At 67.5% G+C, this 15,173-nt stretch carries 20 protein-coding genes; 8 read left to right on the top strand and 12 right to left on the bottom strand.

All coding sequences use genetic code 11. From position 1 onward, the window contains the following. Positions 1 to 16: 16 nt before the first annotated feature. The 6 genes from BN1313_RS04430 to BN1313_RS04455 all read right to left on the bottom strand — a co-directional run bounded on the left by BN1313_RS04430 (position 17) and on the right by BN1313_RS04455 (position 5,311). On the bottom strand, positions 17 to 1,435 hold the full coding sequence (locus BN1313_RS04430) for an NAD(P)(+) transhydrogenase (Re/Si-specific) subunit beta (RefSeq protein WP_091737006.1): 1,419 nt from the start codon (positions 1,433 to 1,435) through the stop codon (positions 17 to 19). Then, entirely contained in the window at positions 1,432 to 1,638 is a 207-nt protein-coding gene (locus BN1313_RS04435) for a hypothetical protein (protein ID WP_091737007.1), read from the bottom strand. Before BN1313_RS04435 ends, BN1313_RS04430 begins: the two co-directional genes overlap by 4 nt. Continuing rightward, a complete protein-coding gene (locus tag BN1313_RS04440; RefSeq protein WP_091737008.1) occupies positions 1,635 to 1,976 on the bottom strand; it encodes an NAD(P) transhydrogenase subunit alpha part 2 in 342 nt (113 codons plus the stop codon). The genes BN1313_RS04435 and BN1313_RS04440 overlap by 4 nt, the downstream gene beginning before the upstream one ends. 5 nt (positions 1,977 to 1,981) lie before the next feature. Further along, on the bottom strand, positions 1,982 to 3,115 hold the full coding sequence (locus BN1313_RS04445; protein WP_091737011.1) for a Re/Si-specific NAD(P)(+) transhydrogenase subunit alpha: 1,134 nt from the start codon (positions 3,113 to 3,115) through the stop codon (positions 1,982 to 1,984). 91 nt (positions 3,116 to 3,206) lie between these two features. Further along, entirely contained in the window at positions 3,207 to 3,431 is a 225-nt protein-coding gene (locus tag BN1313_RS04450; RefSeq protein ID WP_091737017.1) for an aa3-type cytochrome c oxidase subunit IV, read from the bottom strand. 89 nt (positions 3,432 to 3,520) lie between these two features. Beyond that, positions 3,521 to 5,311, bottom strand: a complete 1,791-nt coding sequence (locus BN1313_RS04455; protein WP_091737019.1) for a M3 family oligoendopeptidase — start codon at positions 5,309 to 5,311, stop codon at positions 3,521 to 3,523. Positions 5,312 to 5,448: 137 nt separating this feature from the next. Here BN1313_RS04455 and BN1313_RS04460 point away from each other — a divergent pair, with 137 nt between their 5' ends. Both BN1313_RS04460 and BN1313_RS04465 read left to right on the top strand, forming a co-directional pair. Continuing rightward, a complete protein-coding gene (locus BN1313_RS04460) occupies positions 5,449 to 5,979 on the top strand; it encodes a hypothetical protein (protein WP_091737021.1) in 531 nt (176 codons plus the stop codon). A gap of 201 nt (positions 5,980 to 6,180) precedes the next feature. After that, positions 6,181 to 6,582 carry a GFA family protein gene (locus BN1313_RS04465; protein ID WP_091737024.1) on the top strand — a complete coding sequence of 134 codons (402 nt, stop codon included), beginning with the start codon at positions 6,181 to 6,183 and terminating at the stop codon, positions 6,580 to 6,582. Here BN1313_RS04465 and BN1313_RS04470 read toward each other — a convergent pair. Beyond that, complete coding sequence (locus BN1313_RS04470; RefSeq protein ID WP_091737027.1) at positions 6,579 to 6,902, bottom strand: hypothetical protein; 324 nt, start codon at positions 6,900 to 6,902, stop codon at positions 6,579 to 6,581. The genes BN1313_RS04465 and BN1313_RS04470 overlap by 4 nt on opposite strands. Beyond that, positions 6,899 to 7,171, bottom strand: coding sequence for a nucleoid-associated protein GapR (gapR, locus tag BN1313_RS04475; protein WP_091737030.1), 273 nt, complete (start codon positions 7,169 to 7,171; stop codon positions 6,899 to 6,901). The genes BN1313_RS04470 and gapR overlap by 4 nt, the downstream gene beginning before the upstream one ends. Before the next feature lie 186 nt (positions 7,172 to 7,357). Between gapR and folE the strand changes: the two genes are divergently transcribed. Then, positions 7,358 to 7,948, top strand: coding sequence for a GTP cyclohydrolase I FolE (gene folE / locus BN1313_RS04480; RefSeq protein WP_091737032.1), 591 nt, complete (start codon positions 7,358 to 7,360; stop codon positions 7,946 to 7,948). 49 nt (positions 7,949 to 7,997) lie between these two features. Here the strand turns inward: folE and BN1313_RS04485 are convergent, their stop codons facing one another. Continuing rightward, positions 7,998 to 8,600, bottom strand: a complete 603-nt coding sequence (locus BN1313_RS04485) for an HAD family hydrolase (RefSeq protein ID WP_091737035.1) — start codon at positions 8,598 to 8,600, stop codon at positions 7,998 to 8,000. 11 nt (positions 8,601 to 8,611) lie between these two features. Continuing rightward, a complete protein-coding gene (gene ykgO, locus BN1313_RS04490; RefSeq protein ID WP_056023006.1) occupies positions 8,612 to 8,737 on the bottom strand; it encodes a type B 50S ribosomal protein L36 in 126 nt (41 codons plus the stop codon). Between the two features lie 157 nt (positions 8,738 to 8,894). Between ykgO and BN1313_RS04495 the strand changes: the two genes are divergently transcribed. The 4 genes from BN1313_RS04495 to BN1313_RS04510 all read left to right on the top strand — a co-directional run bounded on the left by BN1313_RS04495 (position 8,895) and on the right by BN1313_RS04510 (position 12,875). Continuing rightward, entirely contained in the window at positions 8,895 to 10,184 is a 1,290-nt protein-coding gene (locus tag BN1313_RS04495; RefSeq protein ID WP_091737038.1) for a lytic murein transglycosylase, read from the top strand. A 109-nt stretch (positions 10,185 to 10,293) separates the two neighbouring features. Continuing rightward, the gene (locus BN1313_RS04500) at positions 10,294 to 10,584 is read left to right on the top strand and encodes a hypothetical protein (protein ID WP_176695886.1); all 291 of its coding nucleotides are present in this window, start codon (positions 10,294 to 10,296) and stop codon (positions 10,582 to 10,584) included. A 93-nt stretch (positions 10,585 to 10,677) separates the two neighbouring features. Continuing rightward, entirely contained in the window at positions 10,678 to 12,444 is a 1,767-nt protein-coding gene (gene mnmC2 / locus BN1313_RS04505; protein ID WP_091737041.1) for a tRNA (5-methylaminomethyl-2-thiouridine)(34)-methyltransferase MnmC2, read from the top strand. Between the two features lie 20 nt (positions 12,445 to 12,464). After that, entirely contained in the window at positions 12,465 to 12,875 is a 411-nt protein-coding gene (locus BN1313_RS04510; RefSeq protein ID WP_091737044.1) for a DUF6491 family protein, read from the top strand. 40 nt (positions 12,876 to 12,915) lie between these two features. Here the strand turns inward: BN1313_RS04510 and BN1313_RS16475 are convergent, their stop codons facing one another. Both BN1313_RS16475 and BN1313_RS04515 read right to left on the bottom strand, forming a co-directional pair. Further along, positions 12,916 to 13,059, bottom strand: coding sequence for a hypothetical protein (locus BN1313_RS16475; RefSeq protein WP_176695887.1), 144 nt, complete (start codon positions 13,057 to 13,059; stop codon positions 12,916 to 12,918). 102 nt (positions 13,060 to 13,161) lie between these two features. Beyond that, positions 13,162 to 13,803, bottom strand: coding sequence for a TetR/AcrR family transcriptional regulator (locus BN1313_RS04515; RefSeq protein WP_091737047.1), 642 nt, complete (start codon positions 13,801 to 13,803; stop codon positions 13,162 to 13,164). A 237-nt stretch (positions 13,804 to 14,040) separates the two neighbouring features. On the opposite strand from BN1313_RS04515, the gene BN1313_RS04520 reads away from it, so the two are divergent. After that, entirely contained in the window at positions 14,041 to 15,165 is a 1,125-nt protein-coding gene (locus BN1313_RS04520) for an efflux RND transporter periplasmic adaptor subunit (RefSeq protein WP_281176463.1), read from the top strand. Positions 15,166 to 15,173: the final 8 nt, after the last annotated feature.

Consider the following 15,173-nt stretch of genomic DNA (forward strand, 5'->3'; position numbering starts at 1 on the left):
CAAGCGTGGCCTTAGCTCAAAGATTCTTGAGAATGCCTTCGACCATCTTCTTGGCGTCGCCGAACAACATCATGGTGTTGTCACGGAAGAACAGCTCGTTTTCAACGCCAGCATAGCCCGAACTCATTCCGCGTTTCACGAACAGCACGGTGCGTGCTTTCTCCACGTCCAGGATCGGCATGCCGTAGATCGCGCTCTTCGGATCGGTCTTGGCCGCCGGGTTGGTGACGTCATTGGCGCCGATGACAAAGGCGACGTCGGCCGTCGGAAATTCGGCGTTGATGTCCTCCAGTTCAAAGACCTCGTCATAGGGGACGTTGGCCTCGGCCAGCAGCACGTTCATGTGCCCGGGCATCCGGCCGGCGACGGGGTGGATAGCGTACTTCACGTCGACGCCTTCGGCCTTCAGCTTGTCGGCCATCTCACGCAGTGCGTGCTGGGCCTGGCTCACCGCCATGCCGTACCCGGGCACGATGATCACCTTGGACGCGTTCTTCATGATGAAGGCGGCGTCGTCCGCCGAGCCCTGCTTGACGGGCCGGGTCTCGACCTTGCCCTCGCCGGTGGGGGCGCTGTCGTCGGCGCCAAATCCGCCAAGGATCACCGAGATGAAGCTGCGGTTCATGCCCTTGCACATGATGTAGGACAGGATCGCCCCGGAGGAGCCCACCAGGGCCCCGGTGATGATCAGGGTGGTGTTCTCTAGCGTGAAGCCCAGCGCCGCCGCGGCCCAGCCGGAATAGCTGTTGAGCATCGACACCACGACCGGCATGTCGGCGCCCCCGATCGGGATGATCAGGGTGACGCCGATCAGCAGGCTGAGCCCGAAGATCGCCCAGAACGCCCAGAGCGCGGTTCCGCCGCTCATCACCAAGACCACCACCAGGGCGACGATGCCGGCGGCGATGGCGATGTTCAGCAGGTGGCGCGCGGGCAGAATGATCGGGGCGCCGCTCATATTGCCGTTCAGCTTGGCGAAAGCGATCACCGAGCCGGTGAAGGTGACCGCGCCGATGGCTAGGCCGAGCGACAGCTCGACCAGGGACTGCAGGTGCACCGCGCCGTCCGCAGCCACGATGCCATAGGCCGCCGGCGTGTGGATGGCGGCGACCGCCACCAGGCAGGCGGCCATGCCGACCAGGCTGTGGAAGGCCGCCACCAACTGCGGCATGGAGGTCATGGCGACCCGCCTAGCGATCACCGCACCGATCCCGCCGCCTACGGCGACACCGGCGGCGATCAGAGCAAGCGTCAGGGCGTCCAGGGCGCCCTGGCCCCAGAGGGTGGCCAGCGTGGTCGCCACGGCGATGGCCATGCCGATCATGCCGTTGCGGTTGCCCGCCTGGCTGGTCGCCGGCGAGGACAGTCCTCGCAAGGCCAGGATGAAGAGGACGCCGGAGACGATGTAGAGGATGGCCGCGAGGTTGGCGCTCATCGGTCGTCTCCATGAGGCAGGAAGGTCATGACGGCGTAGGCGAGCGCGCCCGCGATGATCAGGCCGCCGACCGCGAGTCCACCAGTGGCCCAGGGTCCAGAGGCGATTTCCGGCTGCTGGGTCACGCTGATGAAGGCGCCGCCGGCCGCCGTCAGAACCGCGGCGCGCGACAGACGGGCGTTGCGCTCGTAGCCGCGGCTCACGCCGTCTCGTCCTTGCGGGTCGGTGGAGCCTTCTTCTTGTACATCGCCAGCATTCGCTGAGTGACGAGGAAGCCGCCGAAGATATTCACCGCCGCCAGAGCCGCAGCCAGGGCGCCCGACCCCTTCGAGATCAGAACGTTGGAGGTAAGCGCCCCGTCGGCGCCGTGCGCCGCCGCGGCCAGCAGCGCGCCGACGATGATCACCGAGGAGATGGCGTTGGTCACGGCCATCAGCGGCGTGTGCAGGGCCGGCGTCACGCTCCAGACGACATAGTAGCCGACGAAGATGGCGAGGACGAAGATCGCCAGGCGGAAGATCGTTGGGTCGACGGCTTCCATGGGCGTCAGGCCTTCAAGTTGGGGTGGGTGACGGCGCCGCCCTGGGTGACCAGGGCCGCCTTCAGGATCTCGTCCTCATAATCGGGGGCGAGCTTGCCCTCCTTGTCGAGGAACAGGCCGGCGAAGGCCATGAGGTTGCGGGCATAGAGCGCCGAGGCGTCGGCGGCGATGCGGCCAGGCAGGTTGGGCGCGCCGAGGATCATCACGCCGCCCTCGGTCACCACCTTTTCGCCGGGCTGGGCGCCCACGACATTGCCACCCTGTTCGACGGCGAGGTCGACCAGCACCGAGCCCGGCCGCATCGAGGCGACCTGTTCGGCGCTGACCAGCTTCGGCGCCGGCCGGCCGGGGATCAGGGCCGTGGTGATGACGATGTCCTGCTTGGCGATGTGGCTGGAGACGAGGGCGGCCTGCTTGGCCTGGTATTCGGCGCTCATCTCGCGGGCGTAACCGCCGGCGGTCTGGGCGTTCTTGAACTCCTCGTCTTCGACAGCCAGGAACTTGGCGCCCAGGCTTTCCACCTGCTCCTTGGTGGCGGGACGCACGTCGGTGGCGGTGACCACGGCGCCCAGGCGCCGCGCGGTGGCGATGGCCTGCAGGCCGGCGACGCCGACGCCCATCACGAAGACCTTGGCCGCGGCGACCGTGCCTGCGGCGGTCATCATCATCGGCATGGCCCGGCCATAGGCCTCGGCCGCCTCGATCACCGCGCGATAGCCGGCGAGGTTGGCCTGGGACGACAGGATGTCCATCGCCTGCGCCCGCGTGATCCGCGGCACGAATTCCATGGCGAAGGCGGTCGCGCCGCCGGCGGCCAGGGCGTCGAGGGTCACGCGATCGACGTAAGGGTTCAGCGCGGCCGCGACGATGGCGCCGGGCTTGAGGGCCCCGATCGTCTCAGGAGCGGGGCCGCGCACGCCGAAGACGATATCGGCGCCGGCCACCGCGGTCTTCGCGTCTGGAGCGAGTTTCGCGCCGGCGGCCTCGTAGTCTGCGTCTGGAAAGCTTGCCGCCAAGCCTGCGCCGGCCTCGACAGTCAAGGCGAAGCCCATGGCGATGAGTTTGCGGACGGTTTCAGGAGTCGCGGCGACGCGCGTCTCGCCATCGCGGCGTTCTCGGGTGACCGCGATGTCAGCCATCAGCGCTTCCGTCCCTTGTGAGCTTGCCCGTGCGGGCTTGCCTCAAGCTTAGGCAGAAGCGGCCGGAGCCGGCAAGGCTCCGTGAAGCCGGCTAGTGGGCGGGTTTGCCGCGCAGAATCACGAAGCCGACGACGGCGACGATCACCGCCACGACGAAGCCGGTCAGGAAGCCGGCCGGGGTGCAGAACCACAGGACCAGCAGCGCCAGCAGCGCGGCCAGAGCCAGCGAGCCCCACTTGGTCATGCCGCCGAACAGGTCATAGGTCGACGCCTGTTCCTGGATGTCCATCTCGCCGCGGTGGTATTCGGAAGCCATCTGCAAGCCCGTAAAAAGCGTGGTTTGCGCGGTGCTACACGAGACGCCCTATTGGCTCAAGCGGTCGCTCGCGTGGAAGGCGCCGGCGCTCAGACCAGCGCCTCGAATTCATCCACCAGCCGCTCAAGTTGGCGCATGCCCGCCGCCCAGAAGGATTTCTCCCGCGGGTCTAGACCAAACGGCGCGAGCGCCTCGACATAGGTGCGCGATCCGCCGCCGGCCAGCAGGGCCTCATAGAGCGGCGCGAAGCCCTTGGGATCGGCCAGACGCTTTTCCATCAGGCTGCGCACCAGGAGGTCGCCGAACGCGTAGGCGTAGACGTAGAACGGCGCGTGCACGAAGTGGCTGATGTAGCCCCAATAGTGCTCATATCCGGGGTTCAGCTTCACGGCTGGGCCCAGGCTTTCACCCATGATCTCGATCCAGATGCCGCCGATCTCCTCGGGCGACACCTCTCCGTGGGCCCGGGCGGCGTGGAAGCGCGTCTCGAAACGGTGGAAAGCGATCTGGCGCACGACCGTGTTGACGCCGTCCTCGATCTTGCCGGCCAAGAGGCCCCGGCGCTCCGGGCCCTTGGCCTCGGCCAGCAGGCGTTCGAACACCAGACCCTCGCCGAAGATAGAAGCGGTCTCGGCCAGCGTCAGAGGCGTGTCGGCGAGCAAGGTGCCGAGCGGCGCGCAAAGAGTCTGGTGAACGGCATGGCCCAGTTCATGAGCAAGCGTCAGGACATCGCGGCGCTCGCCCATGTAGTTCATGAAGACGTAGGGGTGCCGCTCGGCCGTCACGGGATGGGAGTAGGCTCCCGACTGTTTGCCCGGGCGGGGCCGGGCGTCGATCCACGGCTGGACGAAGAAGGATTCCGCCGTGTCGGCGAAGCGCGGAGCGAGGCTGGCGAAGCTGTCCAGCACCATGGAACGGGCCTCGGTCCAGGCGAAGGTGCGCGGCTGGCCGGCGTCGAGCGGCGCATTGCGGTCCCAATGATCCAGGGTGGTGCGGCCCATCGCCTTGGCTTTCAGCCGGTAGTAGCGGTGGCTGACGGCGGCGTAGCTCTCGACGACGGCGGCCTCCAGGGCGGCTACCGATTCCGGATCGACCTCATTGGAGATGTGGCGGGCGGCCGCCGGATCGGGGTAGCGGCGCCAGCGGTCCTCGACCTGCTTTTCGAAGGCGAGGGTATTGAGGCAGAGCGCCAGGGTGCTGGTCCGCTCCTCCAGGGCGCGCGACAGGCCCTGGGCGGCCTGTTTGCGGCGCTTGGCGTCGGGATCGCTCATCCGATTGAGCGTCTCTGACAGCGTCAGGGTTTCGCGGCCCACATGGGCGACCAGCTTGGCCAGGGTCTCTTCCGAGAGGCGCGACCAGTTGGCGACGGCGGGCCCTCGGTCGATCAGCATGCGCTCCAGATCGGCGGAAAGCTCGTGCGGGCGCGACAGACGCACGCGTCGCAGCCAGGGTCGCCAGCGTTGGGCGGCGGGCGAGGCGGCGAGCGCAGCCTCGATCTCGGCGTCGTCGAGCTGGTTGAGCTCCAGGGTGAAGAAGAGCGTCTCCGCCGCGATGGTCGCCGAGCGGGCCCGGAAGTCGGCCTCGAACTTCGCCCAGGCCGGATCATCGTGCGAAGTGGAGGCCGCCAGCGCGGCGTAGGCGCCGACGCTCCAGAGCGCGTTGGTCGCGTCTTCATAGAGCGCGACGCCATCGGCCAATCTCTCACCCAAGGTGGCGGGCTCTGCGCGGGCGGCGAGGAACTGACCCTCCATGGCGGCGAGCTTGCCGTTAGCGGCGCGGGCCCGAGCCAGATCGGCCTCGATGCGCGGGTCGTCACGGTCGACATAGAGGTCGTCTAGCCGCCACTGGGGCAGGGTGTCAGGCTTAAGCAAAGCGTTCATGGGGGGAACCTAATGGCGTGTGTGCGCCCTCACAAACGCCGATCACGACGATTTGCCGGCGGATATGCGGCCAAGCGATGAACTCACGGCTTAGTTGCGGATTTATCGAAGGAATTCTTAAGCGCTGGAGATTTTCGATGCCGTTCAGGGCTCTTACGCTAGCCGCCGCCGCGCTCCTTATCGCGGCGCCGCTGTCCGCCGCAGCGCAGGACCCGGTCCGGCCGGGCCGGGAAGCGGGTCTTGGTGTGACGGGACCGGACACCCCCGACGAGCTTGAACGCATCCAGGCTGATCCCTATGCGCCGCCGCGTGCGCCAGGCTGCGAAGGCGTCGCGGCCGAGTTGGCCGACCTCGACGCGATTCTGGGCCCCGACGTCGACAAGGCCAAGGCAGAGAAGGCTTCTGGTGTGGGCGCGGCCGTCGGCGGCGCCGTCAAGAGCCTGATCCCCTATCGCGGCGTGGTGCGCTTTGTGACCGGCGCCGGCAAGAAGGAGCAAGCTCTAGTCGACGCCTCGATGGCCGGATCGGCGCGCCGCGGTTATCTGCGCGGCTTACAAGCCTCGATGAGCTGCAACACCGGCGCGCCGGCGGTCGAATCGACGGCGGCGGACGCCGCGGCGACGGCGCCGGTCGCGGCCCTCGCTGAGGCGCAGATCACGCAAGACTAAGGTCCGGCTCGACGATCCGCAGCCCGTTCAGGGTGCGGCGGTCGCGACCACCCAATGAGCCGCAGCGGTCGGCTTGTCCCGACCGCTCGCCGCCTGACGATCCTTACCCGTCCAACGCACGCACAGCCCGCCACGGGCGACGCGCCAGCTGAGCCAGCGTAAGGTCGTGACGACGGCGACGGCCTAGGGGGAGCGGGCGGAATGAAGATCAACGGCGGATGCCATTGTGGCCGGGTGACCTATGAGGCGGAGGTTGAGATGGGGCGTGTCGTCATCTGCCACTGTGACGACTGCCAGACGCTGACCGGTTCAGCGTTTCGGGTCTCGATCCCGGCGCGCCGCGAGCAGATCCAGGTCACCGGCGAGACGCGGGTCTATATCAAGCTGGGCGAGAGCGGCGCGCGGCGCCACCAACACTTCTGTCCCGACTGCGCCTCGCATCTGTTCGTTCATGGCGAAGGCGACACGGCCGACGCCTGGGCGATCCGCTGGGGCGGGGTGCGCCAACGCGACCAGTTCGCCCCGACGCTGCAGTTGTGGCGCCGCTCGGCTGCGCCCTGGGTCTGCGCCTTTGACGACGTCCCGGCGCGCGAGAAGGACTAGCCGCGGTCTTCATCACGGGTGTTCCGGCGGAAGCCTTTGCGCCTGGCGGGTAGTTTCTCCTCGCCCTTCGCCTTGGCGGCGATCTGCTTCAGCTTCATCCGCTGGAGCGTCGATAGGGCCTGACCCGGAGCGCCCTTCTCCTGGTCGGCGAAGGCGCGGCCATAGGTTTTCAGACGATCCTCCACAGACCCCAGGAATTCGCCTTCCCAATCGGTCAGTTCGATGCCGGCGCGGTCGGCCGTCCGACGCGCGCGACGGAGCGCGTTCAAGGCCTGACGCTTGGCGACGGCCTTCAGGTCAATCGGTTTGCGCGGCTTCAAACTTCGCCGATGGCCGATAGGTAGAGGTCGAGAATGGCCTCTTCCTCCATGCGCTTGGCGCGATCCTGCTTGCGGATGCGGATGACCTTGCGCAGGATTTTCACGTCAAAGCCGTTGCCCTTGGCCTCGGCGAAGACCTCCTTGATCTGCTCGGCGATCTCGGCCTTCTCCTGCTCCAGGCGTTCGACCCGCTCGATGATGGAACGGAGCTGGCCTTGCGCGGCCTGGTTCAGCACGTCGGGATGCGGATCGGCGGCGTCATCGGCCATGGCGGGTTCTCTCGGTCTCGAAGCAAAAGTCAGCCGCTGACCTTAGGAGGTTTCGCCCCGCCGGGCATGGCCTGATCGGACGAATGCCTGTTGATAAGCGGCCCTGTGTCGTGGATGACCACGCTCAGGCGAACCTTCGCCATGTTCCGCCGTTCACCCGAGTCCTGACGAGAGAGGCCGCCCAAGATGTCCGAGAAAAAGGCGAAGCCGACCCAGGCCGAAGCGGAGGCGGCCGTCCGCACCCTGATCGAATGGGCCGGCGATGATCCCGACCGCGAGGGTCTGCTGGAGACGCCAGCCCGCGTCGCGCGCGCCTACGCTGAGTTGTTCGCTGGCTATGAGGCCGACCCCAAGGAGTATCTGGAGCGAACCTTCGACGAAGTCGGCGGCTACGATGAACTCGTGATCCTGACCGAGATTCCAGTGGTCAGCTTCTGCGAGCACCACATGCTGCCGTTCCTCGGCAAGGCCGCGGTGGGCTATCTGCCGTCAAACCGCGTGGTGGGAATTTCCAAGCTCGCCCGCGTGGTCCACGGCTTCGCCCGACGCCTTCAAATCCAGGAAAAGCTGACGGCGCAAATCGCCGAGGCGATCCAGGACATCCTGAACCCGCGCGGCGTGGGCGTGGTGATCGTCTCCGAGCACAGCTGCATGACCATGCGCGGGGTGAACACGCCAGGCTCGCGCCTGACGACCAGCCACCTGCTGGGCGTCGTCCGGGATGATCCGCGCACCCGTCAGGAATTCTTCGACCTGACCCGCAACCCGACGCGGTAGGTCACCGCCGGCTCGCTGGCTGTTCCTTCTGCCATAAGGAGAGGAGGACCTAGAGGAGTGCTCTTGTTTCGAGCGCTGGCCGCAGCGCTGCGGGATCGACAAAATGATGTACGTCAAAGCCCAGCTGCTCTGCGGCTTCGATGTTCCGGAGACTGTCGTCTACGAATAGGAAGTCCTCAGGCGCGTAGCCAAAGCGATCGCAACAGAGGCGGTAGATGGCAGGGTCAGGCTTCATTACGCCCTCAAGTCCCGAAGCGATGAACCCACGCAGACGCGCAAACGCCGGTGAAAGCTCTAGCGTCGCCGCGAGGGTCTCATGGGATATGTTTGAAAGGCCAAATTGGGGAATACCCTTAGCGTGAAGCGCTTCGATCGCGGCTTCGGTTTCGGCGATTGGTCCAGAGAACATCTCGCTCCAGCGGTCACGCCAAGCGAAGATCTCTGACTGGTGCTGAGGGTGTTGCCGGGCCAGCGCCGCGCAATTGTCATCAAAGGTCACGCCACAATCCGTCGGGGCGTGCCAATCCATCGTGCAGACGTCGGCGAGAAACCGATCGCAGGCTACGGGATCACTAAAAATCTTGGAGTAGATAGTGCGTGGGTTCCAGCGCACAATCACATTGCCGAAGTCCCAAAGGACAGCCTTCGGCACAACAGGCGGTCTTAGCCTTGCTTCGCCTTGAAGCGCGGGTCGGTCTTGTTGATCACATAGACCACGCCCTTGCGGCGCACGAGCTTGCAGTCGCGGTGACGCGTCTTCAGCGACTTAAGCGAGCTTCTGACCTTCATGACACTCTCTGCCCGCCGTGCGGGGGTTAGCCGTAAGAGGGCGGCGATATACGGGCCGGCGGCGGCGAAGTCAACGCGACTTGGCGAGCCCCGTCCGTACAGGTCGGTCGCGCGGATGTGATTGGGACCTGCGGCGACGCACACTAGGTCTTTGACCATGAGCCGCCGCGGAAGCCTGTTTGTCGTCCTCGCCCTGGCCGGGTGCGCCTCGCCCGGGCCAGTCCCAGCGCCCTACGCGCCGCCCCCGCCAGCAGCGCCCGTCTACGCGCCGCCGGCGCCGTCTCTGCCCGTGGCGCCGCCGACGGCGTCTGGCGACATGACCTTCGACGCTTGGTCCCAGGGCTTCTTCGGCCGGGCGGTCCAGGCCGGGATCCCGGCCGACGTCGTCGCCCGCGAGATGGCTGGGCTGACGCCCCTGCCCCGTGTGTCGAGCCTCGATTCGCGTCAGCCGGAATTCTCCAAGCCGGTGTCCGACTACATCCGTGGCGTCACCAGCGCCGACCGGATCGCCATCGGTCAGCGCAAGCGCTTCGAGACAGCCGGCCTGGCCGACATCGAGCAGCGCTATGGCGTGCCGCGCGACGTGCTGGTGGGCATCTGGGCGATGGAGAGCGGCTTCGGCGCGATCCAGGGCGACTTCGATGTCATCCGCTCCATGGCGACGCTCGCCGCCGATGGCCGCCGCCGCGCCTTCGCCGAGGAACAGCTGATCGCCGCCCTCCGACTGATCGCCAGCGGCGAATTCACGCGCGCGCGGCTGCGTGGCTCCTGGGCTGGGGCCATGGGCCAGACGCAGTTCATTCCTGCGACCTTCCTGGCCACGGCGGTGGACGGCGACGGCGATGGCCGCCGCGATATCTGGGGCTCAAGCGTAGACGCCCTGGCCTCTGCGGCGAACCTCCTGTCCAAGGCGGGCTGGGTGCGTGGCCAGGGCTGGGCCCGCGAGGTCACAGCGCCGCCCGGCTTCGATTTCAGCCTGACTGAGGGCCCGCGCGAGACACCGGCTTGGTGGGCCGAGCGCGGGCTGCGACCTGCAGACGGGTTGGGCTGGTCGGCGGCCGACCAGGGCGCCAAAGGCCAGTTGGTCGCACCGGCGGGGGCGTCAGGCCCCTTATTCCTGTTGTTGCCCAATCACTTCGTCATCCGGCGTTACAACAACTCGCTGGCCTATGCGCTCGGCGTGGGCCTGCTGGCCGACCGCTTCGCCGGCGCAGGCCCCCTGATCACCGCCTGGCCGCAGGAGGTCCCCTTGTCATTGGCGGACCGGATGACCGCTCAGCGCGCGCTGGCGCGGCTGGGCTTCGATCCGGGTCCGGCCGACGGCGTGGTGGGCCTGGGCACGCGCACCGCGCTGCGCGGATGGCAGAAGCAGCGCGGACTGACCGCTGATGGCTATCTTACGCCGCAGTTGGTGCAACGGCTGGCGGCCGAAGCTGGCGCGGCTTGAAATCGTGATCACACATCTGTGATTTAGCCGCTTGTGAGCTGGGAAAACCGGCGCATAGTCAGCCTTGCCCTTTCCAGGAAGGGGCTGAAAAAGCACAAGGATCACGCAGATGACCACCGAACTCCTTCGCAAGATCATGGTCGCCGGCGCTGCGGTTGCGGCGCTTTCCGTCGCCGCCTGTAACAAGCCGGCGGAATCCACCGAGGCCGCGGCGGACGCCGCCGCCGAAGCCTCCACCGCCGCTGCGGCGGCCCAATCCGCCCAGGACGCCGCAACGACGGCGGCGGGCGCCGCCACCGACGCCGCCGGCGCCGCGACCGACGCCAGCCAGTCGGCCAGCTCCGCCGCCATGTCGGCCCAGGCCCCGGCCGCCCCGGCTGAACCTGCGCCTGCGCACTAAGCTTCAGGACGACGTGTCCGCAGGAAGGGCCGTCCGCAAGGGCGGCCCTTTTTGCGTGGACGGCTGAGCGCCCGCCTGCTTCAGGCTTGAAGGATGGACGAATCCGAAGGCGCGCTGATCTGGGGGGAGGACGGCCAGCCGCGTTCGCGGCTCTACGGCGATGTCTATTTTTCCACCAGCGACGGTCTGGCGGAATCGCGGGCGGTCTTTCTGCAAGGCGCCGGCCTGCCTGAGGCCTGGGCGGGGCGGCAGCGGTTCACCGTCGCCGAACTCGGCTTCGGTTCGGGCCTGAACATCGCAGCGCTGCTGGACCTTTGGCGCACGACCCGCCCTGACGGCGCGCGCCTGCACATCTTCAGCATCGAGGCCCACCCGCTGACGGCGCAGGAAGCCGCTCGCGCCCTGGCTGCGTGGCCGGAGATCGCCGAGGTGGCGGACCTGATGGTCGCGCGGTGGCCGGGCCGCGCGCGCGGCGTCCACCGCACTGAGTTTCCGGAACTCGACGCCATCCTCGACGTGGCGATTGGAGGCGTGGAAGTCGGTCTCGCGGGCTGGGACGGTCAGGCGGACGCCTGGTTCCTTGATGGGTTCTCACCGGCGGTCAATCCCGCCATGTGGCGCGACGAGGTGCTGGCTGCGGTCGCTGCGCGCTCGGCGCCCGGCGCCCGGGCGGCGACTTTCACGGTCGCGGGCCAAGTACGCCGCGGGCTTGCGGCGGCAGGGTTCGTCGTCTCCAAGCGCCCGGGCTTTGGGCGCAAGCGCGAGCGTCTGGAGGCGGTTTTTCCAGGAGACCGCCCGCAGGGCGCCGGTCCGGTCCGGGTGGCGGTCATTGGCGCCGGCGTCGCTGGCGCGTCTGTCGCCCGCGCCCTGCGCGCCCTTGGGGTCAGCGCCGCGGTGGTTGAGGCGGCCGGCGTCGGCGCCGGAGCCTCGGGTAATCCGGTGGCCTTGGTCACCCCGCGGTTTGATGCGGGCCTGGGTGATCCGGCTGAACTGGCGGCCCGGGCCTTCGCGCGAGCCGTCACGCTTTATGAAGCGACCGCCGGCGTCGTGGTCGAGCATGGCGTGACCCGGCTCGTCGCCGAAGGCCGTGAGGCCGCCCGCATGGCCAAGATCGCCGGCGCCGATCTCTTTGAACCGGACGAACTGACCCTGGGCGAGGCCCTGGCGATCCGCCGCGCCCTCGTCGTCGTTCCGCCCGCCATTCTGTCGGCATGGTTGCCCGCGCTCGCGGCCGGACATGTGGCGGCGATCCGCCGCGACGGCGTGTCCTGGCGGCTGGAGGATGAAACCGGCGCCGAGATTCTGAAAGTCGATGTCGTCGTCGTGGCCGCAGGGCTGGGCGCGGCGGCGCTCTTGGGCGATCTCGGCCTGAGCCCGGTGCGCGGACAATTGACGATCGCGCCCGGCGCGACCGGCGCGGCCATGGAGTGGGGTGGGTACGTCGCCGGCTCGCCGATCGGACTAGCGTTCGGCGCGACGCATGATCGCGGCGACACCGGCCTCGAGGTCCGGGAGGCTGATCATGCCCGCAACCTGGCGACCCTAGCGCAGGCCTGTCCTGACTTGGCGGCGCGCCTTGTGGGGAGAAGTCTCATCGGCCGCGCCAGCGTGCGGGCGGCGACCGCCGACCACATGCCGATCGCCGGGGCGATCGGCGAGGGGCTCTATGTTCTCGGGGGCTTCGGCGGGCGGGGATTCAGCTTCGCGCCGCTCCTGGCCGAGCACGTAGCGGCTAAAATTGCGGGCGCGGCCTCGCCGTTGCCGCGGCGTTTGGCCCGTCTCATCGACCCAACGCGTTTTCGATCCCCTGTTTCTAAGCCGGCGGACGGCTCCTATGTTGGGGTCAAGGGGAAGCCATGATTGAAAGAAGGAGGAAGGGTATGAAACCTGCTCCCATTCTCGCCGCCATGGCGGCGCTCGCCGCGACCGCATCGCTGTCGACGGCGCCGGCCGTGGCCCAGGGGGAAAACTTCGGCAAACCCAACAAGAGCGAACGCGCCTGCTTCTACGCCAGCAACGTCCGCGGCTTCGACGCCGTGCAGGACAAGGTGCTGAACGTCAAGGTCGGAGCGAACGACGTATATCGGATGGAGTTGTTGGGATCGTGTCCCAATCTCGACTACGCCAACGGCATCGCCCTGATGTCGAGAAATTCGACCTTCATCTGCGCCGGGCTCGACGCGACGATCGTCTATGATGGCCCGAACGGCCCGCAGCGGTGCCAGATCAGCCAGATCAGCAAGCTTACCGCGGCCGAGGCGAAGGCCTTGCCGCGCGACGCGCGCCCTTGAACCCCATGCGGCGGCCGGGCGGCGACGCCCGGTTCGCTGTCTAGGCCAGGGTGCTGATCACCCACTGCAGCACAAAGGCTGCGACCGCCAGAATGGCCAGGGCCGAACCAAAGCAAAGGCCGTGTTCGACGACGGACTTCTCGCCGTGTTCACTCAGGCCGTGACCCTCATCGCGTAGCGACATCTCAGCTCCTCCACCCATGTGGCGCGCGCTCTTCGGCGGCTGTCCACGGAGGAAATCTGCGCTCAAAAACCCAGCTTGGCTAGAGGGCGCGAAAGGCCCGATTCAGCACGTCGCAGTGATGAGGCTGGGCCCGCCGAGAAGCCCTTCGACCAGGGGGCGCAGCGTTTGCAACAGGGCCTCACGATCGGGACGATCGGGCTCGTCCATGGGTCGGATGACGGCGCGCATCGCTAGGCCGTCGAAGAGCGCGGCCAGAACCTCCGCACGGGTCTCGATCTCTGCGTTGGAAACGCCTGGCGGACAAACCAGCCGGAGCATGCTGCGGTGCAATGCAAGTTCGTCGGCGTCGGCGGCGCGGACGATGGCATGGACCTTGGGATTGCGAGCCGCCTCGGCCACCACTTCCAGGAACAGGGACGCGCGGTCGGCCTGGGTGTTGCGCTCGACCGCCACCGCGCACTGGCTGAGGAGCGAGCGGATCAGCGGTGTTTCGCTGGCGTCGAGGGCGGCGAAGCGCTCGCGTTTGTCGGCGATGTCCTGCGCGGCTAGGGCCGCGATGATCGCCTCCTTGTTGTCGAAGTAGCGATAGATCTGGCCCACCGACAGATCAGCCGCGTGGGCGATCTGATGCATGCTCGATCCATGGAAACCGGCCTGCAGGACGCAGATCCGAGCCGCCTCCAGAATCTGGCGGCGTCGCGCATCCGCCTTGGCGCCGGCGGCCGATGACGGGGTTTCAGACAAGGTCGCGATTCCTTTACCGCAGTGCGGCAAAAAGCGTGGGTGTTGCGTTGACACAGGTGCGAGACGTTCCTATTTCAACGATCGAGTGGGGAATGAACGTTCATTCTCACATTGGGGATCGGCAGCGATGCGTCAAGAGGCCGGGTGGCTCGCCTGGCGTCGCATCAAACGCCGCGGGTTGGACCTATGCGTCAGATAAAGCGTTTTTCTGCAGCCGCAGCTCTTGCGGCGCTTGTCATGCTCTCCGCCTGTGGGCCGAAGGGCGGCGCTCAGGGGCCGCAAGGCCCCATGCCCGTCAGCGTGGTGGTGATGCAGGCCCAGCCGGCGATACTCACGACCGAGTTGACCGGACGCACCTCGGCGCTTGAGGTTTCGGAAGTCCGGCCGCAGGTCACGGGAGTCGTCCGCGCGCGGCTTTTCACGGAGGGAGGCCAGGTCAAGAAAGGCCAGGCGCTCTACCAGATCGACCCGGCGACCTATCAAGCCACTCTGCAGAGCGCCCAGGCGGGCCTCGCCCAGGCGCAGGCCAGTCTCTCCGCCGCCCGGCTTAAGGCTGAGCGCTATCGCGGACTGGTGGCGATGAACGCGGTCAGCAAGCAGGACAATGACGATGCCCAGGCGGCGTTCCGCCAAGCCCAGGCCAATGTCCAGGCTCAACAGGCCACCGTCCGACAAGGCCAGATCGGCGTCGAATTCACCCGTGTCCTGTCGCCAATCTCCGGCCGCATCGGCAAGTCTTCGGTCACGCCGGGCGCCCTGGTGACGGCGACTCAAGCGACTCCGCTGGCGACCGTACAGAACCTCGACAAGATCTATGTTGATCTCACACAGTCGGCGGCCGAGGTGATGCGCCTGCGCCGCGAGTTCGCTTCGGGCCAAGTCGGCCGGCCGACCAGCACGGCGGTTAGCCTTATTCTCGAAGACGGCGTCGTCTATCCCGTGCAGGGTCAGCTCGAATTTTCCGATGTTTCGGTCGATCCGGGCACCGGTTCCGTGACCCTGCGTGCGATCTTCCCCAACGCCAGCGGCGAACTCTTGCCGGGCCTGTTCGTCCGCGCGCGCCTCACCAAGGCGGTCGCCGCCGACGCCCTGCTCGTGCCCCAAGGTGTGGTCTCTCGCGGTCCGAAAGGCGAGGCGACCGTCATGGTCGTCGGCGCGGGCGACAAGGTCGAGCCGCGCAACGTCATGCTGGGGCAGGGCGTCGGCTCAAGCTGGCTGGTGCTCTCAGGCCTCAAGGCGGGCGATCGCCTGATTGTCGATAACCTGCAGAAGCTTCAGCCTGGCATGCCGGTGAAGCCAACGCCGGTCCAGCCTGGTCAGGGTTCGGCGGCGCCCGCCGCCGCGCCGCAGACCGCCCGCTAAGGGCCGCG

It is taken from the genome of Phenylobacterium immobile (ATCC 35973), from assembly GCF_001375595.1.
GTDB lineage: Bacteria > Pseudomonadota > Alphaproteobacteria > Caulobacterales > Caulobacteraceae > Phenylobacterium > Phenylobacterium immobile.